A 23,401-nucleotide genomic window follows, 5' to 3' on the forward strand; every position below is an offset into this window, starting at 1 on the left:
TGGGCGATCCTGCTGACCAACAAGCTCTACTACACCCGCGACCGCCAGCCCCTGACGGACATCCGCAACACCTTCCGCGAACTGGCCTTCGCCTAAAACGATGAGGGCGCCCCGGCGAAGGCCGGGGCGTCGGGACCGTCTACACCGAAGCTGACGTCTTAGCCCGCCGAGCTTCGACTACGGCGCGGCATGTCGGGCACAGCGGATTGCCGCCGTGCCCGTAACGGTGGCAGGGCTGCTGGCACGTCGCGCACCGTCCAACGTCCTTGGGCGGGCAGGACAGCCTCACGGTGGACGGTGCGGGGGCGGGTGTGGTCACGGCGGAACCTTTCTTCTCAGCGACATAATCCACTGAGCGCGAGACGCATTCCTCTTTGGGGCTCTATTCGATCTGGAGCTCACGGTCCGGGCGACACAGCGCGCACGCCTCCACCCCCGCGGTCAGCGCCTCGATGGCCGTACGACGGCTGATCGGCCGCACCCGCGGCTGCCCGACAGTGCAATCGCCATGGTGAACGGCCACAGGCCGCGGATCGGCACCCACGTTCATCTGCACCGTCCAGTCCGGCGGCGGCGCAGCGCGAGCGGCAGCCTGACGGGCGGCCTCCTGCTCCCGCTGTTGAGCCCGCGCGAGAGCGCGGTGAACGCGCTCCAGCTCCAGCTGCAGGTAGGTCGCGATCACCGTCAGCCGTTCCACGTCGTCCGGCAGAGGAGAGGTGTCGCTCATGCGTTCGATTCTACGCGTGGGGCGCCCCTCGGATGGCTGCGGAGTGGCGGCGTTCGAATCGGACCGTGCGTACCGTCGGAGCATGCGATCGCTCTGGCAGGGCACGGTCGCCTTCGGCCCGGTCGCCCTCCCGGTGGACCTGTTCGCGGCGGCTGAGGATCACGGACCCGGCCTCCATCTCGTGCATAGCCGAGATGGAGGCCGTATTCGTCACCGGCGGGTCTGCGAGCTGGATGGCATGGAGGTCGGGCCGGAGGAGACAGCCCACGCCTGGGAGGCACCCGACGGCCGCACGGTGGTTCTCCGGGAAGAGGGCCTGGCGGCATTGCCCCTGCCCACGAAGCGGGGGATCGACGTCACCGGCTTGTGGGCGAAGCCGCTGTAGATCCGTTGCGTACGCCCGCTCGTACTGGGTGGGCGCCCGCGGCCCTGAGCGCAGAAGCCGTACGCGCTCAGGGCCGAAACCCTGGCCCGTTCGGGTCGGCTGGCGGTGTGCAAGGTAGCGCTCCGGTCGCGCGAGCGGCTGGCCGTCCTGCGGCCGCGGGCCGGCATCCTGGTGCTGCACACGCTGCACTGGCCCGAGGAGATCCGGGACCCCGGCGACCTATCGAGCCCGGCGCCGACCACAGACCGGGAGCTGGCCCTCGCCGAGCTGCTGATGGACGAGATGACCGGCGTCGACATCGGTGAGCTCCACGACGACTACGCCCAGGCGCTGAACGTCCTGATCGACACCCTCGCGGCCGACGACCGGGCGCTGCCGCCGAGCGAGCCGCAGCAGCCGGTGGACCTGATGGCCGCGCTGGAGGCATCCGTTCGCGATGCCCGGCGTGCCCGTGCTGAGCACCGTAGGTGAGGCCCGGACGAAGGCCGTGGCGGAGTGGGGCCGAGTTGGCCGGCGGTATCGACCGTCTGGACGGGGTCGAAGTCGCTATCACCCGTGCGCGACAGGTATGACCGCTGGACAGCCCGACTCGTCGCAGAGCTGACGACATAGCGACTTGATCCAAGACAGCAGGCCAACTGGCCTTGTACATATGCATTGCTGACATGTCGACCATCGGGTGTACGGTCATCCAACCGGGTGGTAGCTGGGAGTGACCGGCCGGTAACAACGTAGAGCTACCCGGCGTTGGATCGTCGGGCAGGACAAAGGAGACCAGCTCCCGTGGTGCACTCTCACCGTGGTGCGATGCCGCGCCCGGTCTACGCCCGCCCCCGGCGGGCCTGATGGCAGCTTTCCACGTCCCCGAACACTTCGGTCAGCTGCCGAAGCTCCACGTCTACGTCGACGAGACAGGCGACCGTGGTTTCAGCGACAGGTCCCAAGCCCAGTCGCCGTTCTTCGCCATGACCGCCTTAGTGGTGCCCCAGGAAGACGAGTGGACGGTCACCTACACCGCCGGTGGCCTGCGCGCCCTCGTCCACAGAAGCCAGCCGCAGCAACCGCTCAAACCGATCCACTGGGTCGAGCACTTCAAGCCCAAGCACCCCGAGCGGCGCAGCTGGGCCGCGCAGGCGCTCGCCTCCATACCCACGGCGCGGGTCATCCACGTGATCGCGCACAAGGCGACCCTGAACCAGGACAACGAGATGCGCCGGGACAAGGGCGTCTTCTACAACTTCACGACCAGGCTGCTTCTGGAACGTGTCGCTCACCTGGCCAGGGAATGGCCCGGCGGGAAGCGCCTGGCGATAGTCCGGCTCGGCCAGGTCAAGCACATGGACCACCAGGACTGCGTGAGCTACCTGGACCAGGTACGCAGCGGCAATGGCGAGACCTACGGCGTCCCCTGGGAACACATCAAATGGCCGCCCACCTGGGAAAACACCATGCGTAACGGCATTCAGCTCGCCGACGTCCACGCCGGCCTGCTCAACAGCGCGCTCAGCGGGCACCCCCAGGACACCGCCTGCGCGGCGAACCTGCAGAAGATCAGCCACCAGCTGCGCCGATCGGCGCGCGGCGAACTGCTGGGCTATGGGATCAAGGTCATCGGGGATAAGCGTTTCGTCACCGATCGTGCCTGGTGGGCGGACCTCAAGAACCTGTGAATGCATAAAGCCCCCGGGGGGACTCCCGGGGGCCACAACCACCTCTGAGGGTGGAGGGATCCAGTTCCCTGGTTCCGGCCGTATTCCCGGCAGCCCGCCTAGGGGCTCTTGCGTGATATCACCCTACCCGTCACAGCCCGTTTCTCACCTGCCGAACCCCGTTCTTGACCACTCAATCACTCCTCCGATTGCCGGAATCGCACTAGTTCTTGAGGAGAAGTTGAGCTTGAGCGATTCAGTTGCCCATCGAGGCCGCCGGGGGACCAGGTGCAGGCCCATTCCATTTCCATTGCGCTCCTGGCGACTCGGGTTCTCGGAGCGCTGATCTCTTCGCTGCTGTCAGTCGTGCGGGCCTTCTCCGGAGTGGCGCCGGGTGGCGAGGTCGCCGGCCTAGCGCAGAGCCCAGGCGCGCAGGTCCTCTGTCTGCTCGGGGCTCAGTCCGTAGTCGGCGAAGTCCTGGTCATCCCACCATCGGCGCCGGCGAGGCGGTCGTGCAGGTCGTGGAGGCTGAATTTGAAGCGGGCGTGGCGGCGGCCGAGGTTTTCCAGGTCAGGGGTGGAGCGGTGGTGGGGCGCGGCGTGGACGCGGATGAAACGGCGACCACCCACGAGCGGCGGCGGAACCTGGACGCGGAGATCGAGCCCCTGGCCGACGTCGTCGGCGGGCCGGGCGAGCGGACGATCACCCAGCGTCTGGACACGATCGATCGAGTGTGTGCTGTCCGCTCTCCCCGTGCGCAGGGGATCACCCCGGACGCCGCCAGCTGACCCGGTCCGGCCCGGCCGGCCAGGCGTGTCTACGTGCCGGTCGCGGGGAGAGCGGGTGTTGCCGTCCGAGCGCTGTAGGCGTCGATTGCTTGTTTCAGGCAGTCTGCGGTGAAGCCCGGTAGCCGGTTACTGAGCTTTTCGTAGCGGGCGTTGATCTTGCCGTTGTTGGGGCGTACGACTCCCACTTCCCGCAGCAGCGCACACAGGTCCCCTCCGATGGCATTCACGTTGTGTCCCAGCGCGGTTGCCAGGTCGCGCGACGCCATCTCCCTCTCCGGGGTGGTGGAGACGACAGCGTGTGCGCGGACAAGGAGCGACGGAACGCCCTCCTGCTCGGTCCTCGCGCGAGACAAGGGGGCACTGGCGTTCCTGGCCTGGGCAGGGATCTGAGGTTCGGCGGTGGTCACGTCTCCCGCGAGGGAGGGCGCCGGCTCAGGTGAGTGGTGCGATACGAGGGCCCCTGGAGGCGGGGCGTCTTCCACGGTTGCCAGTAGACGGTTGAGTTCCGTCCAGGAGGTGCCCGTGCTGAGAGCAGCGTTAACGAGGTCGCCGATCTTCTGGCTGGTCTCCTGTGTCCGAGCGAAGAGTTCGCGCGCCCTGCGCGACATGCTGTTGTGCTCTTCGATGCAGCGAGCCAGCTCGGCGAGCTGACGGGTGTCTTCCATGCCTACCAAACGACCAGAACACCGCTGAAGATGCGCGGCCAGCATCCTCGGGACGGCGGCGCCCCGCGTTGTCCGTTGCCGCTACTGCGTTCCGCGCAGGTGGTCCTGGCGGGCGATGATCAAGCCGTGCCAGTGCTCCCGGACAGTGTGCGCGTCGTCAATCCACCGGACGGCACTGCCAGCGTGCTGGGGTTGGTCGCCCATGGCGGTGGCGATGTCGACGTAGTAAGCGAAGTCGCCGTCTGCCGTCACCTCGCGCAGGCGGTCAATGGTGGTGGCGAGGTCGTCGTGTGCGCCGCGGACGGCATGGTGGAAGGCGACGGCGGTTTCGATGAGCGGGGTGAGCCAGGGCAGGCCGGCGCTGGTGCTCTCGGCGTGCAGGGCGGCGGCGCGGTCGGTGACGTCGCCGTCGGTGCCGGCATCGCGCACGAGGGCCGCGACGGCGGCGTAGAAGGTGGTGGCGCGCTGGTCCAGGGAGGCGAGGTACTGGTGGGCGAGGGCGAGTTCGTCGTCGGCGCGCAGCGGGTCGGCGAAGGCCGTGACCAGGGCGAGGAGAGTCTGGGCGATGGCCCGCTCGCCCGGGGCATCGTGCTGCTCGGCTTCGGCCCGTGCGGCCTCGAAAGCGGCGGCGGCACGCTCGATGTCGCCGTGGGGGAACCAGATGTGGCCCAGGACGCGGTGGTGGCGGCCCTTCCAGCCCAGGGCGGGGACGGCGGCCAGGGCGGTGGGGAAGTCGCCGCGGATGCGGGCGAGATTGGCCATGCCGCGGCGGCCGCGCGGCGCGAGCCGGCCGCCGGCCTCAGCAACCTGGCGCATGCCGGTGAGGGCTTCGTCGGTACGGGCGAGGTCCTTGTGGGCCTTGGCCCGGTAGTACAGCGAGAGGTCGGTGAGTTCGCCGGACAGCAGGCCGGTGTCCAGGACGGCGGTGAGGCGCTCGGCGGTGCGTGCGCGGTGCTCGTGCTGGCGGCGCGTGATGGCGGCGAGGAGCTCGGCCAGGGCGTCGGCGGGGGTGTCCGGGTCCGCCTGCGGCTCGGCACCGGGCGAGGCGGGGGTGTGGGTGGTTGGGGCGAGGGGTTCCCAGATGGAGTCGTCGGTGTAGGCGAAGGCGGCGTCGGTGAGCCAGCCGAGGTCGTCGAGGCGGTGGTCGCGGGCCAGGCGCAGGCCCTGGCGCAGGCACGCCACGAGCAGGGCCCGGCCGGTGACGCGACCGCCGGCGCCGTGCCACTGCCGGCCGAGGGCGGCGAGGGTGCGTTCGGCAGCGCGGTGCCAGTCGGCGGGGGTCCAGCGGTCCTCGGTGTGGTCGTCGGCGGTGCGCAGCGTGGTGCGGATGGCGCCGTGCAGGTGGTAGGGCCAGATCGCGTACGGATCCTGGGTGACCAGCGGCCGTTCGACGAGCCTGCGGGCGGCCGCCTGGTGGGCCAGCCCCGCGGCCTGGGTGGCCAGGTCGAGGTCGAAGGCGTCCAGCAGGCTGGCGCTGCGCAGGACGTGGCGCTCGTCGGTGGTGAGGTCGGACAGGGTGCGGGCGATGAGGGCGGGGAAGGTGTGGTCGAAGTCGGCGGGGGAGGGGGTGCGGCCGGTGCGGCGGATCTCCAGGAAGCGGGCGACGGCCAGGTCCAGGTGGAGCGGCAGGCCGTGCGAGCGCTGGGTGATGACCGCGCGGATGTCCGGGCCGATCAGCGGCGTGCCGTCCTGGGTGAGGCGGTGGGCGAGGTAGGTGTCGCAGTCGGTTTCGGAGAAGTCGCCGATCAGGTGCTGGCGGGCGCCGCCCTGCCCGGCGGCCCGGGCCGGCTGCGCCGCGCGGGGGGCCAGGCCGGGCCAGGCGGCGGGGCCGGTGTAGTCGAGCTGGCCCTGGAGGGCGTCGTCGGCCCACTGCAGACGGTTGCGGCCGCCGATGACGAAGAACGCGTTCGGCATGAGCCACACCAGGCGCTGCAGGAGCCGCTCGGCGTCACGGTGGCGGTCGTCGGTGTCCTCGAAGGTGTCCAGCAAGATCACCGGCGTGACCTTCTTGCCGGCCGGGAGCTGGGCGAGCTCCCACGCCAGCAGGTGCGGGTAGAAGGACAGGGTGTCCAGGTCGGGTTCGGCCTCCAGCAGGTCGGCCAGCCTCGCGCACCCGGCCAGGGCGCGGACGGTCTGCCGCCGCTCCCGCAGCGCCCGCACGAGGGAGCCGGTCACCTGGCCGACCGCGGACCCGACGGTGCCGGGCAGGAGCAGCGCCTGGGCGACGTCGGACAGCGCGGACTGCATCTGCTGCGGCAGTGCCCGGCCGAACCGGGAGGCCGGCCCGCCGCGGCGCAGGTACTCCTCCAGCGGCTCGCCGGGGTGCTGGTGCTCCCAGTACTGGCGCAGCGCGACGTCGAAGGCGGGCAGGGGGCGGCCGAGCTCGGCGAGCGCGGCCCGGATCGCCAGGACGATCTGCTCGAAGTCAGTTCCGGTGGAGCGGGCGAGGTCGATGCGCACCGGCACGATCCGCTCGCCGGCCCAGGCCGGAGCACCCCACTGCGCGGGCCGGTCCCCGGCATCGGCCAGCGAGGCCTCCAGCTTGCGCGACAGCGTCGTCTTGCCGATGCCGCCGACGCCGTGGAACACCAGCACGTTGTTGCGGGGCGCTTCGAGGTCCTCGACGTCGAAGGCCGGGTCGGCGGTGTGCCGCAGGTGCTCCTGGAGGGCGGAGGCGACGAGGTTCCACTGGCCCTCCCTGTTGGTGAACGCCTCGCTGCTCCCTACGGGGTCGTTGGAGCTGAACAGCGCACGAAGGTCGGCCATGAATCCCCCACAAAGTGATCACCTGCGAGGCAAATCTATGCCGCGCACCGCGGCCGGCCACAGTCCCGGTTCAGCCCACCGCCGACAATGGCCCTATATCGATGTTCCACGACCCCAAGGTGGCCTTTTCCATGCACGACGCATCGTCCTCGTCCTCCGCCCCCGATCCGCGTTCATCTTCGGGCCCTGCCCCGGGCCCGGCCGGCGACCAGGTCGGCGTTGAAGAGGCACACGAGATCGTGGGTGCCGTCCTGGCCGCCTACAACCGGCAGCTGCTGCTCGCACGGCGCGCCGGCGACCAGCAACGCCTGGAGGAGCTGATGAGCCAGCAGCGCAAGTGCGTGGAGGACCGGGCCCGGCTCAACGACGCCGGGCCCGAGGAGATCTCCCGTATCGCCGCCCTCTACGCCGAGCTCCTCAAGGGGCTGGACGTCTCCGAACCGCGGCCCGAGTCGTAGCCGGGTGAGTCACCGTCCGCCGACATCAGATGGCAAACCGGTGGCTCGCCCCGTAGAACTCGATCTTCTCGGCGAGGTCTTTTCCCTCGTCGGTGGCCTGTGCGTCGACGAGACGCACCTTGTGGGGGTCGACGGGGCGTCCGGAACGAGTGACGCAGGTGTCGGATGCGGTGGCCGCGCACTGTCTGCAAGTGGTGGCGAGTACGAGATCGACGAGGGCGGTCGCCAACGCCTGTCCTCTCTCGCGCTGGTGCGTACGGCACGGGTAGATGGCCTCGGGAACAGGGCAGGGGGCCCCATCCTGGTCAAGCTGCGGAAAGGAGCAGAGCTCTTCGGGCCGGGGGTCGTGGTGGTGGCACCTGTCGCTGCCCTCCCTACACTCGTAGGGACAGCGCAACCCCTGGGAGTCTTTCACCCAGTGGTGCTCATCGAGTTCTTGATCGAGTGTGGCCACGCAGCGATCCGGCGTGGGATCGACTGCTCCGTCAGCCGGGGGCCAGGTGTGCTCGGCGCACCGTTGGGACGGGTGATCGACAACCCGTCCGCAGGGGCCCCAGGCCGGCCGATCGGTGAACGGCGCCCGGCGGGGGGAGGACCAGAAGCACGCGATGCGCAAACCGCGGCTGAACTCCTCGACCAATTCCGCAGCTTGGGGGCCATCGATCGTACGCAACAGCTCCACGGTCTTGCTCAAGTGCTGCGCTGGCACATCGAGGCGGCGCGGTGCACCGTTACGCTTCCACGCGATTACGCGTGTCGCCTTGGGCTTCGTGACTGGCATGCGGCCTGATTATGGCCGCAGTCCGGTGGCCGGAGCGCGAGGCGCTCCGGCCACCGGCTACAAAGAACAGCGCTCGAAACGCTTGGGATGAGCGTAGCGGTTCAGCAGCAGCGTCAGTGTCAAGGGCCGCGCGAGTCCTCGCGCGAGACACACACCTAGGCGGGCATGAGCAAGGCGGCTGCGGGGGCGGTTGTGTGGAGCTGGCGTGGCTGCCGGGCGGGCATCAGCGGGCAGGCCAGCCCGGCGATCGCGATGAGGTCGTCGCGATACTGCGGGACCGCCGTGTGCAGCCGGCGCTGGACGGCCCAGAACCGAGCGGCTTCCTCGGCGGTGTAGGGGCGCGCCCATTCCGCGGCCAGGGCCAGCGCGGCGGCCGGGCGCCGCGCCCACCGTCCTTGGCCGTCCAGCGTGTTCCGGTACAGCGGGTGGGCGTCGCGACGCATCACCAGCACCTCGTCGACGGCGGCCAGCTGCTCGGTCATCGCCACCACCTCGGGCAAGACCGCGTAGCAGCTGTCGTGCCCGGTGGCGGTGGTGAACCGCGCGGGCACGCCCCGCCCGCTCAGCGTGGCATAGCGGGCGGCCGTGCCCTGCCGGGAGTCGGCCGCGCGCACCGCCAGGACCACCAGCTCCACCCGGTAGCCGGCCTGCCGGTACAGGGACGCGCCGGCGAGGAAGCCGGCTGCGCTGGTCGGGGTGGTCTCGATGACCACGTCCCCACGCCGCTCGCGGACGTACGCCTCGGCCTGGGCCTGCCAGGCGCGGTAGTCGGCGCGGATCCGCTCGGAGGCGGTGCGCGGCTCCTCGCGCAGCAGCTGCAGGTAGTCCGGGTGGTGGAACTTGAAGTCGTCGCCCCTGAGGTGGACCGCGTCTCGCAGAGTGCGGCGGACCATCTGAGCGGCCCGCGTCTTACCCGCGCCGGGCTGCCCCACCACGTACACCGCGACGGGCCGCTCCTGCGGTGTGATCCGCAGTCCCGGGGCGATCAACTCGTCGAAGATCCAGCGGTGTTCCTCCGCGGAGAGCCGGTGGTAGTCGACCCCGGGCGCTTCCCGGCGGGGCTGGGCGGTGCGGCGGACCGGCTCCGCGCAGGCGGCGGCCCGCTCGGCGTCGCGGCGCACCGCCAGCGACCAATCCGCCGGCAGCCGGGGATCGGCAAGACGCCGGTCGGCGTCGGCGAGCTGGCGCCGGAACCGGCCCGTCTCCGCGGGCCCCCACGGGCGCCTGCGCTCAGCGAGCACCGCGTCCGCCGCGCCCGCCAGCTGCTGCCCGGCGGCGCCGAGTTCGTTGGCGTACACCGCCTCCAGAGCCGTCTCGGCGGAACGCCGCACGACCAGGACCCGGTCGGCCAGACGCACGCTCTCCACCGTGCGGAGGGTGTCGACCAGCGCGGCCGCGCAGGCGTCGTGGTTGTCCCAGGAGACGAAGCGGGCCCGGCCCTCCTCGGCCAGGCGCAGGTACCGGTCCAGGATGCCGAGCTGGCTGACCGCCTCGGGCACGGCCAGGGCCACGATCTCGACGCGGTAGCCCGCCTGCCGATACGCCGCCACCCCGGCCAGGAACTCGCTCGGGTGCGCCAGCGGCGCCTCCACCACCGCGTCGTAGCGGCCCTCCCGGATCCGGGCCTCGACGTCGGACTGCCACCGGTAGGTCTCCGGCCGCACCCGCACCCCGGCCGTGCGCACGTCCTCGGCGACGAAGGCGCCGTAGTGGGGGTGCACGGCCTTGTAGGCGTCGCGATCCACCCGCACCGCGCCGCCCCGCCGCTGCAGCGCGGCGTGCACCAGGTCGACGACCATGGTCTTGCCGCTGCCGGGCTGCCCGGCGACGAACACCACCACCGGCCGCGCCGGATCCGGCTGCGGTACCGCGCCGTCCAGGACGCCGGGCAGGACGGTGCCGGCCAGGACCTCCTCCGACCAGTCGCCAGAGGCCCCCTGCCCCGCGGGCTGCGCCGGGGGCGACACGGGACGGGGGCGGTGCGGCGAGCTCACATGCTCCTCCACGAACGGACTGGCTCAGACGGAGCGCGATCATACACACGTGTTAGCTATAAAGTTAAATCCAAAGTGATGTTCAGCGTGATGTTGAGTGTGGGTTTCGAGGTAGTCTGCGGGAAGGAGGTCGCTGTATGCCCACGGAAGAAGAACTGATCGCGCGTGCCCAGGCGTTGCTGGCCCGTGGCCCGCTGCTCCCGCCGCCGGCCGAGCGGAAGCGGCTGCGCGAAGCAGCCGGCCTGACCCAGCAGGACGTGGCCACCGCTCTGCAGACGAAACGGGAGACCGTCAACGGCTGGGAGACGGGCCGCACGACCCCCCGCCCGCCGCGCCTGGCCGCCTACCAGTACCTGCTGAACGGCTGGGCCGAGCAGTACCCGCCTCCCACGACGGGCGGAGCCACCTAGGTGATTGTCGCGACCTCTGCCGTGTCCCCTTGGACTGCTGTGCGTTGTATGCGACGGCGCGACCACCTGGCGCGGCGTCGCATGCGACGCCGCGAATCTGTGCCGCAGCGACGAGCCGGAGGATCGACGGTGCCCGAGCAGCTCCCCGACGAAGGCGACGGTCTCCGTACCGTCGCCGCGGAACTCCTGACCGCCTTCGAGAATCTCGGCGCCGAGCACCAGGTTCTGACGGCGGAGGAGAGGGAGACCACGGCCGCGGAGCGGCGAGGCACCGTGCGCCGCATGATCCAGTCGCATACGGATGCGAACCGCACCCTGGTCCACTCGGTGGACCGGGTGGCCACGGTCTACGGGCTGCGGGAGTTCGGCATCAACCGCCAGATGGCGAAGGGAGTCGAGGGCGGCGACTACAGCCCCCTCCTCGCCCTCGGCGACCCTGACGAGCTGCTCTACGAAACAGCAACGTATGTCCAGGCCGTCGTGCGGCGCCTGAACGAGGCGTACAAGCCGACGAAGAAGTACCCGAACCTGGCCACCGCCAGGCGACCGCAGGAGATGAAGAAGGTGCTCTCAAGCCTGCGGGCAGCCCTCACCGGGTTGTGCGCCGAGCTGGTCGCCCGCGATCTGACTGAGGACACAGCCGAGTTCGACCCGTGCATCGCTGCCCTCGGCGAGCTGGAGGGCCGGGTGTGCCGCGTCGTGCCGGCCCAAGCATCCGGACCCACAGCCGAGGACGTGACCGCCGCGATCCTCGCGGACCCTGAGATCGCCCGCGCGGCCGCCGCAGCCTTGGAGCGCACCGCCACCTGAGCCGATTCACGGCGGAATCGTGCTGTCCAGCACCGGCAATCGATAGGTCATCCAGCCCGCCCAGGGACCGCCGGCCCCGCATGCGCGGTCAGCCGGTTGCGGCCGTCCGCTCGACGAGCGGTGCCGCTCCTTCGACGCCTTCGAGTGCGCCCTCACCGACTCCCCGGCTACCTCACGGCCCTACCGCCAAAGGGCACCCGGCCCGTACTGCTGCCCGGCTTCTCCGGCACCACTACCTCTGCCCGATGCTCTCCGTACGGGAAGTAGTCGTAGACCTCGGCCACTGCCGGGTGCTCCTCGAACACGGCATTCTCCAGCGCCCGGCGTGCCGCATCCAGCGCCTCGATCGCCACTTCCAACTGCTTTGCCGGAAACGCTCTCGGCCCTGTCTGCGGGTACGCGTTCAGCAACGCGACATGCTCGTGCAACAACTGGGTCCGCACGCCGGAGAGGACCTGGCCCAGGCGCAGGTGCTCGGGGTGGGGGAGGCCGCGCTTCGTCATCTTGCTGTTCCTCGGTTCGGGGTGGGCGCAGCGTACCGCTGACCTCGCCCCGGCCCCCGGGTCGCGCGTCCGGCCGGTGGGACGGCGAGACCCACGTGGCCGGCAGACGGGACAGGCCCCTGTCGGCGCGCGGCAGGGACCTGCCTGGACCATGGTGTTTCAGACAGTCCGCTCGATCCGGATGCAGCGGAGTGCGGCAATCCACACGGCGGCAGCGACGAGCTTGTGAACCTCCGGCTGCAGGTAGAGCAGGTAGTAGAGCGCTCCCGCCACAATGAAGTCGGATGCATGGGGACGCCTCCACCTGACGCTGATGCTGCGCCAGATCTGTGGTTCCATGAGTTGAGTCCTTCCTTGTCGAACGCATACCGATGGGGTTTTGGACGTCCTCGGAGGCCGCCATGCAGGGCGGCCTCCGTCGTCTCGACATCGACATTAGGGCGCCAAAACTGGCCTTGACGCCGTTAGGGGCCGCCGTCGGCCACAACGCCGAACACCGTTCCTGGCGTGCGATGTTCCGGCGCTCGGACTTTTCTAGAAGCTGACCTATAGACGCCTGACCTGCGAGTTTCTTGATCATTTGTGGTTCTGATCCCCGCAGATCGGCCGTGAGCTGAGAAATCCGTTCATAACGTGGCTCAATATCGTCCCTCGTGCGGATGGGCTGCCCGCGCGAGTACCGGCGGAGTGCCCGTTGATGGCCTGCGGCACAGGCTATTCCGTCAGCCGGTGCGAGGCAGGGTGACGACCGGCGACCTCAATGGTGAAGTACCCCTTGGCCGGCCGGCGCTTGTCCGGTTCAGGTGCGCGACTGCCCGGTGGCGCGGTGGACGTGAGTGGTCCAGGCGTTCACCCAGGGGGCGTGCTGGTCGCTGTCCTGGGCGGGCGCGGTGATCAAGTCGTCGGGCAGTGCCGTCTCGGCCAGGTCGTAGGTGGCGGGGTCAAAGTGGCATGCCCAGATGACGTCGTCGAAGTTGTCGACGACGACGGCGGCGTAGTCGCCGCTGGCGTTCATCTGGCCCTGCAGGAGCGCGTACCGGCCGCGGTTGATGGCCTTCTCCCGGCTACGGAACCGCGCCACCTCGGCGCCGTCGAGACCGTGGCGCAGGGTGTAGAGGCGCCAGCCGGTGCCGACGGCCTTCGGCCAGCGCTGGCGGGCCGCCTGGCGGGTGTTCAGGCTGGCGGCCTGGGCCAGTTCGGGGTAGCCGGCGCCTGCGCGGCCGGCCCGCTCGGCGATGCCGTCGACCAGTTCGGTGAGGATCGGGCCGAGCTCGGCGGCGGCCTCGATGGCGACGGCCAGGTGCTGCAGGTGCAGCTCCTTGGCGGCCGGTGACGTCGGATTGAGGGTGTTGGGGCTGGCCACCGGCGCCAGCCGGGCCCGCTGCCTGCGCCGGTTGGTCTCGTTCAGGACCAGGTCTCTGAGCCGGGCCTGGAAGGCCACGCGTTCCTCGGTGGCCCCGTCGGTGTCGTTCCACATGTCTTCGTTCGCCATGTGACCGATTCTAGTTCACGAGTGAACAACACGACAACTAGCAGGTGTCGAGTGAAATTCTTACGCAAGGGTTAAAAAACTAGGTTAAGAAGAGGGGTAAGAGGTGCTAGGGTTGGGCGGGAAGGGAGACCCACATGGCATCCGAGGAAGAGCTGTTCGCGAACGTCGACGCGCTGCTGGAAGAGGAGCCGCAGCTGCCGTCCCCGGCGGAGCGGGCCCGACTGCGCGAGGCCGCCGGCATCACCCAGGCCCGCCTCGCGGGCGCACTCCAGACGACGACGCAGACGGTGAAGAACTACGAGAACGGGCGCTCCGAGCCGAAGTCGCCGCGTCTGGAGGCGTACCAGCGGCTGCTGAAGGGCTGGGCGGCGAAGCACCCCGCACACGGCGCCCCGGCCGCCGCGCCCACTCCGGTTGCCGCACCGCAGCCGGCGCCGGAGACGTTCGCCGGCCCGGCCGCGCCCCAGGCCACCGCGCCGGAGGAGCCCCCCGCCGCCCCGGTCGCCGCGGAGCGCCCTGTCCGTCCGGCGTCGTCGCGGCGCCCGGCGGCGAAGAAGGCCGCCGCGCCCGCGACCGACCCGCGCTTCCCGCACGGCCCGCTCGCCGTTCTGGACGGCGACGGCAGCGCGTACGGCGTGGACGGCCTGGTGCTGGACTGCCCGGCGACCACGGTGGTGGAGCTGGTGGAGTGGACGCTCAAGGAGTCCGGCCTCGGCTCGGCCAAGCTGCACCGCCACGGCAAGGACGGCGACCCGCTGATCGTGCTCACCGCGGCCGCCGCGGTGAAGCTCGGGCTGCCCGAGCGCCTGGAGGGCTTTCAGGAGCGCCGCTCCCTGCGCCTGGACGAGGACCACCCGGTCGTCAAGCAGATCACCAAGGCGAAGTGGCAGCTCACCCAGCGCGGGTTCGGCCCGTGGGCGCGCATCTACCGCAAGGCCACCGGGAGTCAGCGCCAGTGCGTGCAACTCGCGCTCCTGTCGTGGGACGCCCTCGACTCCCGCTCCTGGCCCGGTGTGGCGGAGATGGCGCCGGCCGAAGTCGCCCGCGTCCTCGGCGTCTACGCCCAGCGCGTCATCACCCCGCGCGGCGGCACGGCCGTCAACGGCCTGGAGCTGATGACCGCGCTGCGCCCGCCCACCCGCCCGGTGCGTGATGAGGAGACCGGCAACTGGGTCTCCGGCCACAACCCCGGCTCGCTGGGCACGGAGCCGATGGACCCGGCGCCGCCGGAGGGCCAGCCCGAGCACCCCGCGGTCTTCCACTCCGGCTGGAAGGGCGGCTTCCTGAACGAGGAGGCGTACCAGTGGGTGCGGCCTGTGGCGACGCTCACCGATGAGGAGTGCCTGCTCCCCTACGCGGTCGGCCTCGACCTCAACACAGCCTTCCTCGCGGCCGCCGCCCGGCTCACCGTCGGTCTCTCCGCCCCAGACCACTTCCACGCCCCGACGTTCAACCCGAAGATCCCCGGCTCGTGGCTGGTCGACCTGTCCCCCGTGGAGATCGACCCGCGCCTGCCCTCGCCGTTCACGCCGAGCGGCGAGCAGCCGACGGGACCGGCCTGGTACCAGACGCACACCGTCGCCTACGCCCAGGAGCTGGGCTACAACGTGGAGCCGCTGGAGGCGTATCTGCGGCGGGAGACCGGGGCGTACCTGGACCCGTGGCACGACCGGCTGAAGGCTGCGTATGTCGACACCCTCGCCGACCTCGGCGTCACCAAGGACCTGGACGACCACGCGTTCCTGGCGGCGATGGAGCAGCACAAGCAGGTCGACCCGGCGATGGCCGCGGTGCTGGCCGCGATCAAGGGCACCGTCAAGGGCGGCATCGGCAAGCTGTTCCAGAACCCGCAGGGCAAGGGCTACAAGGACGGCGACCCGTGGCCGGCCATGCAGCGCCCGACCTGGCGCCCCGACATCCGCGCCGCCGTCATCAGCAAGGCCCGGGTCAACATCCACCGCAAGCTGAACAACATGGCGAAGATGACCGGGCGGTTCCCGCTCGCCGTGCTGTCCGACTGCGTCGTCTACCCGAGCCCCGGCAGCAGCCCGCTGGACTTCCTGCCGTACGCCGCCTCCGGCAAGCCGCAGCCGGGCGGGTTCCGCCTCGGCCCCACGCCGGGCCTGGCCAAGCTGGAGGGCGTCCAGGAGATGTCCTGGGCGGTCGATTTGATGGAGAAGGGCTTCAACCCGGCCCGCCACATCAAGGGCGGCGACGCCGTCCTCGACGACGGCGAGTAGGCCGCCCCCACCGGCCCGTCCGCTGCTGATGGCGGATCCGCCATCAGCAGCCGCAACACCGACAATTCTGAAGGGAGTTGAGCATCATGCTGGGAGAGATCGAGGACGCCATCGAGCGAGCCGACCGGGAGGCGTTCACCCGGGAGCCGCCCAAGACCGTCAAGGGCCAGATCGGCTACCTGCTCCGGCAGCTCAAGACCACCCGGGCCGTCGCGCAGGAGCTGGGCGTGAGCCAACGGTCGGTGGAACGCTACCGCAAGGGTGACCGTAAGCACCCGCCCAAGGAGATCGCCGCGAAGATCGACGCCGCTGTGCGTACCCGCTGGCAGCCGCAGGTCCGCAAGCGCCGGCAGCGCCAGGCCGCGGCCACCGGCGGGATCACGGTGGAGACGAGGGCCCGCTTCGGCTACACCGCCGGCCCTGACACGACCGACGACGGCCGGTTCCGGCGACTGACCGTGCACCTCCCCGCGGAGTACGCCCAGCGCCTGTTCGACGCCCGCGACGCCGGGTCCAGCGACCAGCAGATGCGCCAAATCATCGCCGACGGATTTAAAGAAGTGTATTTTCAGGACGGCGGCGGCCGCGCTATGGGACTCTCAGACGTGGAAATCAACGACATCGATTACCTTGATCTGGATTACTGACTAGGAGCGAATACATGACCACGGAATTCCCGGCCATCGACCGCGACAAGGACCACCTCATCGACGCCGACCGCGACGCCGTCCGCATCGCCGACGCACTGCTCGGCAGCCCGCACATCCTCAGCGCCCACGCCGAGCCGGGCGACGACACGGTCACCTTCGCCACCCGGGCCGGCGCCGGCTACGCCCTCACCCTGCAGGACGCGGAGCCGACCACCGACGACATCCTGCCCGAGCCGGTGCTCACCGAGACCGTCGCCGCAGCGATCCTCAACCACCCGGACTTCTGCGTAGCCACCCCGGACCACCCGCGCGAGGACACCATCACCGTCCAGACCCGAAGCGGCGACCGCTACCTCCTGGCCCTGGACGTCGACCCCGACGCCGGCCACGGGGACCTGCCGACCCCGGCCGAAGACGTCGCCTACGCCGCCGACCGGCTCCTCACCAGCAACCCCGACGGCCGCGACCGGGCCGTGGCCGAACTCCTCAACTACCTCGGCGCCACCTGGGAGAAGCAGGACACGCCGCTGCGCCAGCACGCACAGGCCGTCGCACGCAGCGTGCGCCCCTGACCCCAGCGGGGTGCACTGACCCGACCGCAACAGGGCGGCCCCCGGCATTCGAGCTGCCGGGGGCCGCCCATCAGTGTCCCTCAAGCCTCCCCAGACCAGAGTCCTGGGCACCCGTGTCCGTCCGCATTCGACCGCAGGAGCTGAAATGTCACCGACCGACCGCGCGCCCCGGACGCACTTCGCGTCCTGGCGCGACGTCCCCGCCGGCATCTACGCCACCGCCACCCAGCTCAAGACCATGGACCTGCCGCGCCAGCCCGGCCCGCCCGCGGCCACCGTCGACGGCCAGGACGGGATCGGCCGGAGCGCGACGCTGACCCTCTACCGCATCGACGAGTCGACGCCCACCTCCTCGACGGCCGCCCAGCTGGCCGCCGCCCGCGCACGGTCTGAGACTTCCTCACAGACCCGGACGTGCGCGGACTGCGGCGCCCGCCCCGACCGCGCCCCGGCCGTATCGGACAAGCACGGCGCACTGTGCCCGGCCTGCTGGCACATCCACACCCTGCGCATCCGGCAGGACGAAGCCCGCCGCGAGCGCGTGGCCGCGGTCCGCACCGCCCGCCACCTGCTCCAGCAGCCCCTCGGGGTGCTGCACGTCGACTACACCGACCGCGGCCACACCCCCGCCGGCGTCCGCCGGGCCCCGGCGGCCGCCCGCATCACCGTCCTGGGCGGAGCGAACGGACTCGTCATCACCGACCCGCTGCTACGCCTGGTCTCCGCCCGCGCCAAGGGCGTCCCCGAAGGCGCCGAGGACCCGCGCAGCGGCGCGGAACTCCTTCAAGCGGCCCTGTCCGGGCTCACCGTGATGATCTGGCGCTGGACGGACCTCTACGCCCTGCGCGCCGGTCTCCAGGAGCAGCAGGCACTCTGGCCACTGCCCGAAGGGCACCACCCGGTCGTCGAGCTGGAGCCCCTCACCGCGGCCTGGCGTGGCGAGATCACCCCGGACGGCCGCCGGCCCGGCCCCGTCCCGCCCGGCCGCGCCGACCGGATGTTCGACGAGCCGTTGGCCGGGCCTGTGCCGGCGGCGGTGACCCTGCACAGGCAGAGGGGAGAGTGACCGTCACCGACGTTGCGCTGGGCCCTGCGGGGCCCGGCTCAACGGTGGCGGGGGATCGGCGCATCCCGGCCCCTACCGTTCGTCATCGCGCGTACCGTGGCGGTACGACCCGCCGGGAGGACCAGCCGATGAGCGCGCAGCCCGACCACGCCCCCGTCCCGCCCTACGCCCCCGCACCCGGGGCGCCGGCCGAACTCCTCGCCCAGCTGCGCGACTGCGCCCGCGCAGAGCAGTGGGTGCCGGCCTTCGAGCGGGACTGGGCCAAGGCCCTGGAAGACTCCCGCCACAGCTACACCCTCACGCCCCTGCACGACGTCGTCCGCGCCTGGCAGGTGCGCCTCGCCACGGCCCCGGCCGTCGACACGTATCTGGACTCCGGCCGGGACGAGAGCGGCTTCGTGGACCTCGACGACGTCCTCGGCGCACGCCAGTGACCAATCAGCCGTGGGTGGTGCGCCTGTCCCCGCAGGCCGCGAAGGTGCTCGTGGACCTCACCGCGCCCGCGAAGGAGATGGTGCGCGATGTCCTGGACCTCGCGGTGCGCTCCCCATGGGGCTGGCCCCAGTGGAACGCCGGCGACCCGGAAGGCGAGGACGTCCGCGCCGCCTCCGTCGGACAGCTCTCCGTCGTCTACGTGATCAACGAGCTCACCCGGCGCCTGTCCGTCCTGGACATCATCTGGCTCGGATAGCCACCTGACAGCCCCAGCACACATCTGCCAGGGCGAGGCGCTAACGCTGAGATCAGGGCGAGCAGTGCGTGCAGGCGCTGCCGGCGAACGTGTGATTCGCTGCTACGACGTCACGGCCAGTCAGATGAGCGGCCGCGTCCAACGAGGCGGACAACGGCCGCCGCGTTTCACTGCTGAACTGGTGCGGCTTGTCCGAGGTGATGTACTCGTCGGCGCCCGCAGCGTAGCTCCCCGGATTTTTCCGCTAGCAGGTAGTTGCCCGGGTCTCACGACGCCAGCTTGCTTCCGAACTGCCCCACTGACCCTCCGCGTCCTCCGCACTCATGTGCAGGGCGCCTCCGATGGTCTCCCAGCTCGTCCCCCGGACCCGCTCGGCAATCACCGCTTGCCTCACCACCTCATCGAGCCTGCGGAGGGTTGCCGCCCGACGTACGTAGTCGCCGGCCTGCGCCAAGTCCTCGCCGAGCATCTGCGCGTACTGGCCGAGCTGCGTCGCGGCGGATTCGATCGCGGACACCAGCTGGATTCTGGCGATGTCGGAGTCGGTGAAGCTCTCGGCCGGCAACTGCCGCGGGTCCACCTGGACGGTATCCGTCTCGCTACTCATGGCGAGGAGCGTAGGTGCGCCGCCCGCCTCCGCCCCCAGGCCGAGCGCGAGGCTCACCCTATTTCTCCAGGTAGACGCGATGCTCTCCGACCTTCCAGGCCAGCGTTGTCCCCCGATGCGGTGAACCGCCCACCTTGATTCCCGGGTACGCGGGAGCTCAGGCTGGTTCGACGAGGACTTCGAAGTCGATGCCACCGATCTCCACCGCGAGCGCGGCGTCACCCCGGTACTTCGTGATCGCCCCGACCTGCGTGACCAGTGGATGCGCCGCCAGCAGGTGCACGAGCAGATCCCTGACGCCCTCACAGCGGGGGCCCTCGCATTCGGTCATCTCAAGATCTTCGGCGTCCATCGTTCTCCGAGCCTTGCGCCGGCGTGCTTCTGTCCTGCTCAACGACCGCCAGGCACGGCAGTGGCCGCAGAACCCCCTGGTCGTGAAGATCACCGGCAAAGCGGGCCTTGGCCACGTCCGCCGACGCGGAGGACGATGGAGGTGTGGGCGAGCACGACCGGCACCAGGACGACCTCGCCGAACCGGCACGGCCGCCGCTGACCGCTGCGCAGGCCCGGGAGATGACGGCCGGGCTGCGGGAGGCGATGGACGACGTCCGGCGCTCCGTGGCGGTCCTCGCCGCCCGGGTCCGCGACGCGCACGCCGCCCGCATTTGGCGCGTCCTGGGCATGAGCTCGTGGGAGTCGTACTGCGAGGCCGAGCTCGGCATCAGCCGCGCGCAGGCGTACCGGCTCCTGAACGTCGCCCGCTCCCTCACCGCGATCCACGATGCCGTCACCGCCGGCACCGAGACGTCTCACACGCGAGACAGCGCGGCCGCGCTCGACTACGGGCTGTCCCAGCGGGCCCTGATCGCCGTCTCCGCCCGCGCGAGCGACGTTACGGACCGGATCACCAGCCGCCTCGCCACGCTCGCCCACAGCGGCCGCCAGGCCCTCGACGAGCCGACGGTGCGCGGTCGTCCGCGAGGCTGTCCGCGACATCCGCACCGCCCCGTCTCCACCGCCCGCCGATGCGCCGGCGGACCCCGTCCTCACCGAGCTGCGCCGCGTCGTCGACGACCTCGCCGCCAGCACGTACGCGATCGGGGAACTGATGCTCGAAGTCGCCCCGGCCCATGTGTCCGACATCGCGGCCGCCGACGTCCTGGCGCCGCTGTGCCACGAGATCGGCGAACCCCTCGACCACGGCCTCGCCGCCCGCCGCTACGCCCTGACCGGAGACCGCCGCGCCCTGCACGGAACCGTCTTGTAGGCCGCCATCCCGTCTGGCCCCGTGTGGCCCGCCTTCCCCGCTAGACGAGGTGCCCGCGGGCAGGCAAAAGCCCGGTGCGGTGTCCGGGCGACTGCAAGCATGAGTCCATGAGCCAAAGCAATCCCAAGATCACGGCCGAGACTCTGCGGGAAGAAATCGGCCTCGAACTCAGCGGTCTCGGCGGCGCCATGATGGGCATCGCCGACTCCTACATGGAACTCGCATACGGCGCCGGCAAGGGATTCGGCGTCCACGCCAAGTACCGCGAGAGCAACTTGCACACCGGCAAACCGCAGATGGAGCTCGCCGTGGACCTTGCCGCTTGGTCCGCTGAGATCTCCGCGAAAGCTGCGGCGCTCGACGCCAAGCGCGAGATGCTCAAGCGCCTCGAAGCCGAGGGAAATGGCTAAGCCCCCCTGACACCGTGCTCTGACCGATGTGCGCCTGGTGCGCGCCGGTCGGGCGCGCGAATGTGCCCCTGCTGCACAGGAAGGTGCAGCAGGGGCACATTCGTCGGGCGGCGATCACCCGGGGGTGATCACGGCGGCGCTATCCGGCGGCGCGAACGGAGCGGAGCGGCTGACTCTGGCGCTTGGGCGGTGCGGTCTCGTACAGCGGTGCGGTGATGTCGGGCAGCTCGCCATCGGCGATGCGCTCGGCAGCATCCTGGACCGCCTCCTCCAACTCCTCTTGGGAGGCGTACGAGGCGATGTACGGGTGGAGGTAGTAGGTCCGGTACTTCCGATCCTGGGGCCGCAGCACCAGGTTCCGGCTCTCCAACAGCGCCATCGCGGTGTTCGCTGAGTTCCGCGACAGACCCGCCTGAGCGCCCAGCGCGGCCTGGGACGCGTTCACCTCACCCCCGGCCTCCTGGCAGTCGACCATCACGCTCAGCAGGTCCTGCGCGGCCTTGGTGAGGTCCAGCCGGTGCAGCATTCCGAAACCGGCGCTCGCCTGGATCAGCATGCCCGCCCCTCCTCGTCGACCACTTCATCTTCCTCGTCTTCGACACCGAGCTCCAGCTGCACGCTGCGCGGTGGCCGCGGGGCGTTCAGCGCTGGGAAGACATCTTCGGGCAACTTCCCGTCCTCGTCGCGCAGTGCGTTGAGGATCTCGCGCTGTCGGTCACCGTTGCCCTCGAACCCGAGCATCGGGTTCACGAAGATCAACCCGCTGTCCACACGCTGGATCATGTGCCACTGCTCCAGGCGGCCGATGGCCCGGGTCACGTTCGACCGCTCCACGCCCAGCTTGTCGGCGATCTTCTTGTGCGTGGCGCGCAGCCATCCTTCGCGCTGCCGGCCGATGCACCACAGTAGGACCGCCGACTGGATCGGTGACATGCCGTGCTGGGCGATAAGCACCGCCAGAACGTCGGCAAAGAAGTCGTTGGAGACCACGCTGTAGCCCGACCGGCCGTACATGTCGTGAGGCGCCCGGTACGTGTACCGGACGCTCACGTCCATCTGCTGCACCGACCGCTTGCGGGTCGGCGGCTTGATGTCCTTACCCAGCTTGGAGGACAGCGTCTCGCGGAAGGCGCTGTCACCACCGGGCGGAACGGCCGCGATCCGGCCCTTGCCGCGGCCGGCGGTGGGGCGCTTGGGCTGGCGGGGCATCGACGGTGGTCCTGTCCTCGATCTTGCGGGGGTCGCGCCGGACACTAACAGTTGTTCAAGCTCAGTTGGCAGATTTGTACACGCTGGCGTGGCGCTTTGGTGTCGGCGCCGACACCATGCATTCGAGCCGTGTCTCCGGGGAAACATCCCTCACCAGCAACGTTCTGCCCTTGTACAAGCAGGGTTGGCAAATACGGGTGTCGACGTGGCACCACGGACACATTTCCGCAGGTCAATGTGTCGGGGCCAACACATCCCCTTCCGCAAAAGCCCAGGTCAGAGCATGTTTTCGCGAGGTGCCCTCTTTTCCTTAAGACGCACGCGCGCGCGAGGACCGCACCAGGGCTCCCGCTCGTTCGGGTGCCCCCGCCTCCGACGGCACCAGTCAGCCAAGCCACCAAGTGCGCACCCCGTGACCTCTCCAGCTCACAGCCGCCACCCGGTCCACACTGACCTCCCGCCTCTGCGCACGGAGGGTTCCGCGGCTCAGGCGGCCTCGCGTGCGGCTCAGCTGCTCCTGCGCGCGCCGTTGAGGCCACCATCGACTCTGAGTCTCGGGCGGTGCCCCGCCGTGAGGCTCCCAACCATCGAAGCGTGGCCGGGGTCGGTGGAGCGTTCCGCCGGATGGCCCGAGGGGCCATCCGGCTCCGGTGCCTCCGTACCTTGAATTCCAACGTTCCCATATCGGGCTTCCGTTCTGTGGCTGAGCTATTCAACGACGCCCAATTCTGCATTCTTCCGGTTACTATTCGACCGTGGCTAGGGGTGGTGGCACCAGGACCCAAACGCTACACAGTTGGCATCCGTGATGCATCGCGCTGCCTATGCGTTCGCTCGCCCGGGTGATGCAACGACACGCTTCGTCCCATCGTGACAGTTTGGCGTGTATGCTGGCGGAGCATCAGCGAACGTGAACGCATTGATTCTGGGGCAGGGGAGGGGTTCGGGTGGAGCGCAGCGGAACCCGTCACTGCACCGCGAGCCGGCACTTTGCCAGGCCGGCAGTCCGTCACTCTCGTTGTGGGGTGGTGGCTGCGATTCCCAGTAACTACGCAGGCTGGCGGGTGATGCACCTCCTCTCGTAGCCAGCCAAGGCGACCGCGCTTGCGCGGGTGCCCCAATTCGCGCTTGCGCGAATTGCATTCCCTCGGGAATTCCGTTTACGGAATTCCATTCCGGCGCTTGCGCCGGAAATCCGAATTGCGCTTGCGTAATTCGCGCTCTATGCCCCGGCTTGCCGGGGCATATCCCGCTCCGCGGG

Annotated in this window: 25 protein-coding genes and 1 pseudogene; 14 read left to right on the plus strand and 12 right to left on the minus strand. The window is 70.2% G+C overall.

Going from position 1 to position 23,401, the window contains the following annotated elements; all coding sequences use genetic code 11:
• Positions 1-382: 382 nt before the first annotated feature.
• On the minus strand, positions 383-727 hold the full coding sequence (locus IEY78_RS32265) for a DUF6233 domain-containing protein (protein WP_189104416.1): 345 nt from the start codon (positions 725-727) through the stop codon (positions 383-385).
• 82 nt (positions 728-809) lie between these two features.
• Between IEY78_RS32265 and ku the strand changes: the two are divergent.
• The 3 genes and pseudogenes from ku (at position 810) to IEY78_RS32285 (ending at position 3,549) form a co-directional block, all read left to right on the plus strand.
• Positions 810-1,583: pseudogene (ku, locus tag IEY78_RS35205) on the plus strand (non-homologous end joining protein Ku).
• A 374-nt stretch (positions 1,584-1,957) separates the two neighbouring features.
• Positions 1,958-2,782: a DUF3800 domain-containing protein gene (locus IEY78_RS32280; protein ID WP_189104420.1), complete on the plus strand. Its 825-nt coding sequence runs from the start codon at positions 1,958-1,960 to the stop codon at positions 2,780-2,782.
• Positions 2,783-3,273: 491 nt separating this feature from the next.
• Complete coding sequence (locus IEY78_RS32285) at positions 3,274-3,549, plus strand: hypothetical protein (RefSeq protein ID WP_189104422.1); 276 nt, start codon at positions 3,274-3,276, stop codon at positions 3,547-3,549.
• Between the two features lie 29 nt (positions 3,550-3,578).
• Here IEY78_RS32285 and IEY78_RS32290 read toward each other — a convergent pair whose 3' ends face one another.
• Both IEY78_RS32290 and IEY78_RS32295 read right to left on the minus strand, forming a co-directional pair.
• Entirely contained in the window at positions 3,579-4,214 is a 636-nt protein-coding gene (locus tag IEY78_RS32290) for a hypothetical protein (protein WP_189104423.1), read from the minus strand.
• An 81-nt stretch (positions 4,215-4,295) separates the two neighbouring features.
• Positions 4,296-6,980 (minus strand): ATP/GTP-binding protein, encoded by a 2,685-nt coding sequence (locus IEY78_RS32295; protein WP_189104424.1) that lies wholly within the window; start codon positions 6,978-6,980, stop codon positions 4,296-4,298.
• 131 nt (positions 6,981-7,111) lie between these two features.
• Here IEY78_RS32295 and IEY78_RS32300 point away from each other — a divergent pair, with 131 nt between their 5' ends.
• Complete coding sequence (locus IEY78_RS32300) at positions 7,112-7,438, plus strand: hypothetical protein (protein ID WP_189104425.1); 327 nt, start codon at positions 7,112-7,114, stop codon at positions 7,436-7,438.
• A gap of 25 nt (positions 7,439-7,463) precedes the next feature.
• Here the strand turns inward: IEY78_RS32300 and IEY78_RS32305 are convergent, their stop codons facing one another.
• A complete protein-coding gene (locus IEY78_RS32305) occupies positions 7,464-7,667 on the minus strand; it encodes a zinc finger domain-containing protein (RefSeq protein WP_189104426.1) in 204 nt (67 codons plus the stop codon).
• A 707-nt stretch (positions 7,668-8,374) separates the two neighbouring features.
• The gene (locus tag IEY78_RS32310; RefSeq protein WP_229700311.1) at positions 8,375-10,213 is read right to left on the minus strand and encodes a zeta toxin family protein; all 1,839 of its coding nucleotides are present in this window, start codon (positions 10,211-10,213) and stop codon (positions 8,375-8,377) included.
• A 137-nt stretch (positions 10,214-10,350) separates the two neighbouring features.
• Here IEY78_RS32310 and IEY78_RS32315 point away from each other — a divergent pair, with 137 nt between their 5' ends.
• Entirely contained in the window at positions 10,351-10,623 is a 273-nt protein-coding gene (locus IEY78_RS32315; RefSeq protein WP_229700312.1) for a helix-turn-helix transcriptional regulator, read from the plus strand.
• Positions 10,624-10,752: 129 nt separating this feature from the next.
• A complete protein-coding gene (locus IEY78_RS32320; RefSeq protein WP_189104428.1) occupies positions 10,753-11,433 on the plus strand; it encodes a hypothetical protein in 681 nt (226 codons plus the stop codon).
• A 167-nt stretch (positions 11,434-11,600) separates the two neighbouring features.
• On the opposite strand, the gene IEY78_RS32325 is transcribed toward IEY78_RS32320, so the two are convergent.
• The 3 genes from IEY78_RS32325 to IEY78_RS32335 all read right to left on the minus strand — a co-directional run bounded on the left by IEY78_RS32325 (position 11,601) and on the right by IEY78_RS32335 (position 13,428).
• Positions 11,601-11,936, minus strand: coding sequence for a hypothetical protein (locus IEY78_RS32325; protein WP_189104430.1), 336 nt, complete (start codon positions 11,934-11,936; stop codon positions 11,601-11,603).
• Positions 11,937-12,095: 159 nt separating this feature from the next.
• On the minus strand, positions 12,096-12,275 hold the full coding sequence (locus IEY78_RS32330) for a hypothetical protein (protein ID WP_189104432.1): 180 nt from the start codon (positions 12,273-12,275) through the stop codon (positions 12,096-12,098).
• A gap of 460 nt (positions 12,276-12,735) precedes the next feature.
• A complete protein-coding gene (locus tag IEY78_RS32335) occupies positions 12,736-13,428 on the minus strand; it encodes a hypothetical protein (protein ID WP_189104434.1) in 693 nt (230 codons plus the stop codon).
• A 134-nt stretch (positions 13,429-13,562) separates the two neighbouring features.
• Here IEY78_RS32335 and tap point away from each other — a divergent pair, with 134 nt between their 5' ends.
• From tap to IEY78_RS32365, 6 genes are all read left to right on the plus strand, one after another.
• Complete coding sequence (gene tap, locus IEY78_RS32340) at positions 13,563-15,668, plus strand: telomere-associated protein Tap (protein WP_189104435.1); 2,106 nt, start codon at positions 13,563-13,565, stop codon at positions 15,666-15,668.
• A gap of 89 nt (positions 15,669-15,757) precedes the next feature.
• Positions 15,758-16,315: a telomere-protecting terminal protein Tpg gene (gene tpg / locus IEY78_RS32345; protein WP_189104459.1), complete on the plus strand. Its 558-nt coding sequence runs from the start codon at positions 15,758-15,760 to the stop codon at positions 16,313-16,315.
• 14 nt (positions 16,316-16,329) lie between these two features.
• A complete protein-coding gene (locus tag IEY78_RS32350) occupies positions 16,330-16,890 on the plus strand; it encodes a hypothetical protein (RefSeq protein WP_189104437.1) in 561 nt (186 codons plus the stop codon).
• A gap of 145 nt (positions 16,891-17,035) precedes the next feature.
• On the plus strand, positions 17,036-17,956 hold the full coding sequence (locus tag IEY78_RS32355; RefSeq protein WP_189104439.1) for a hypothetical protein: 921 nt from the start codon (positions 17,036-17,038) through the stop codon (positions 17,954-17,956).
• A gap of 128 nt (positions 17,957-18,084) precedes the next feature.
• Complete coding sequence (locus tag IEY78_RS32360; RefSeq protein ID WP_189104441.1) at positions 18,085-18,390, plus strand: DUF6247 family protein; 306 nt, start codon at positions 18,085-18,087, stop codon at positions 18,388-18,390.
• Positions 18,387-18,647: a hypothetical protein gene (locus tag IEY78_RS32365; protein WP_189104443.1), complete on the plus strand. Its 261-nt coding sequence runs from the start codon at positions 18,387-18,389 to the stop codon at positions 18,645-18,647. The genes IEY78_RS32360 and IEY78_RS32365 overlap by 4 nt, the downstream gene beginning before the upstream one ends.
• Positions 18,648-18,891: 244 nt before the next feature.
• On the opposite strand, the gene IEY78_RS32370 is transcribed toward IEY78_RS32365, so the two are convergent.
• Complete coding sequence (locus IEY78_RS32370; RefSeq protein WP_189104445.1) at positions 18,892-19,254, minus strand: hypothetical protein; 363 nt, start codon at positions 19,252-19,254, stop codon at positions 18,892-18,894.
• A gap of 157 nt (positions 19,255-19,411) precedes the next feature.
• Positions 19,412-19,585: a hypothetical protein gene (locus IEY78_RS32375; RefSeq protein ID WP_189104447.1), complete on the minus strand. Its 174-nt coding sequence runs from the start codon at positions 19,583-19,585 to the stop codon at positions 19,412-19,414.
• Positions 19,586-20,362: 777 nt separating this feature from the next.
• On the opposite strand from IEY78_RS32375, the gene IEY78_RS32380 reads away from it, so the two are divergent.
• Positions 20,363-20,521: a hypothetical protein gene (locus tag IEY78_RS32380; protein WP_189104449.1), complete on the plus strand. Its 159-nt coding sequence runs from the start codon at positions 20,363-20,365 to the stop codon at positions 20,519-20,521.
• A gap of 107 nt (positions 20,522-20,628) precedes the next feature.
• Positions 20,629-20,931: a hypothetical protein gene (locus IEY78_RS32385; protein ID WP_189104451.1), complete on the plus strand. Its 303-nt coding sequence runs from the start codon at positions 20,629-20,631 to the stop codon at positions 20,929-20,931.
• Between the two features lie 139 nt (positions 20,932-21,070).
• On the opposite strand, the gene IEY78_RS32390 is transcribed toward IEY78_RS32385, so the two are convergent.
• Positions 21,071-21,487, minus strand: coding sequence for a hypothetical protein (locus IEY78_RS32390; protein WP_189104453.1), 417 nt, complete (start codon positions 21,485-21,487; stop codon positions 21,071-21,073).
• A complete protein-coding gene (locus tag IEY78_RS32395) occupies positions 21,481-22,140 on the minus strand; it encodes a MarR family transcriptional regulator (protein ID WP_189104455.1) in 660 nt (219 codons plus the stop codon). The genes IEY78_RS32390 and IEY78_RS32395 overlap by 7 nt, the downstream gene beginning before the upstream one ends.
• Positions 22,141-23,401: the final 1,261 nt, after the last annotated feature.

It is taken from the genome of Streptomyces kronopolitis (assembly GCF_014646275.1).
In the GTDB taxonomy this organism is placed as follows: domain Bacteria; phylum Actinomycetota; class Actinomycetes; order Streptomycetales; family Streptomycetaceae; genus Streptomyces; species Streptomyces kronopolitis.

Coding starts and splice junctions, on each gene's coding strand:
- IEY78_RS32370 (WP_189104445.1), bottom strand. CDS start 19,254: ATGAGTAGCGAGACGGATACCGTCCAGGTGGACCCGCGGCAGTTGCCG.
- IEY78_RS32280 (WP_189104420.1), top strand. CDS start 1,958: ATGGCAGCTTTCCACGTCCCCGAACACTTCGGTCAGCTGCCGAAGCTC.
- IEY78_RS32295 (WP_189104424.1), bottom strand. CDS start 6,980: ATGGCCGACCTTCGTGCGCTGTTCAGCTCCAACGACCCCGTAGGGAGC.
- IEY78_RS32335 (WP_189104434.1), bottom strand. CDS start 13,428: ATGGCGAACGAAGACATGTGGAACGACACCGACGGGGCCACCGAGGAA.
- IEY78_RS32325 (WP_189104430.1), bottom strand. CDS start 11,936: ATGACGAAGCGCGGCCTCCCCCACCCCGAGCACCTGCGCCTGGGCCAG.
- IEY78_RS32265 (WP_189104416.1), bottom strand. CDS start 727: ATGAGCGACACCTCTCCTCTGCCGGACGACGTGGAACGGCTGACGGTG.
- IEY78_RS32380 (WP_189104449.1), top strand. CDS start 20,363: ATGCTCGAAGTCGCCCCGGCCCATGTGTCCGACATCGCGGCCGCCGAC.
- IEY78_RS32395 (WP_189104455.1), bottom strand. CDS start 22,140: ATGCCCCGCCAGCCCAAGCGCCCCACCGCCGGCCGCGGCAAGGGCCGG.
- IEY78_RS32390 (WP_189104453.1), bottom strand. CDS start 21,487: ATGCTGATCCAGGCGAGCGCCGGTTTCGGAATGCTGCACCGGCTGGAC.
- IEY78_RS32360 (WP_189104441.1), top strand. CDS start 18,085: ATGAGCGCGCAGCCCGACCACGCCCCCGTCCCGCCCTACGCCCCCGCA.
- IEY78_RS32300 (WP_189104425.1), top strand. CDS start 7,112: ATGCACGACGCATCGTCCTCGTCCTCCGCCCCCGATCCGCGTTCATCT.
- IEY78_RS32315 (WP_229700312.1), top strand. CDS start 10,351: ATGCCCACGGAAGAAGAACTGATCGCGCGTGCCCAGGCGTTGCTGGCC.
- IEY78_RS32350 (WP_189104437.1), top strand. CDS start 16,330: ATGACCACGGAATTCCCGGCCATCGACCGCGACAAGGACCACCTCATC.
- tap (WP_189104435.1), top strand. CDS start 13,563: ATGGCATCCGAGGAAGAGCTGTTCGCGAACGTCGACGCGCTGCTGGAA.
- IEY78_RS32385 (WP_189104451.1), top strand. CDS start 20,629: ATGAGCCAAAGCAATCCCAAGATCACGGCCGAGACTCTGCGGGAAGAA.
- IEY78_RS32330 (WP_189104432.1), bottom strand. CDS start 12,275: ATGGAACCACAGATCTGGCGCAGCATCAGCGTCAGGTGGAGGCGTCCC.
- IEY78_RS32290 (WP_189104423.1), bottom strand. CDS start 4,214: ATGGAAGACACCCGTCAGCTCGCCGAGCTGGCTCGCTGCATCGAAGAG.
- IEY78_RS32355 (WP_189104439.1), top strand. CDS start 17,036: ATGTCACCGACCGACCGCGCGCCCCGGACGCACTTCGCGTCCTGGCGC.
- IEY78_RS32375 (WP_189104447.1), bottom strand. CDS start 19,585: ATGACCGAATGCGAGGGCCCCCGCTGTGAGGGCGTCAGGGATCTGCTC.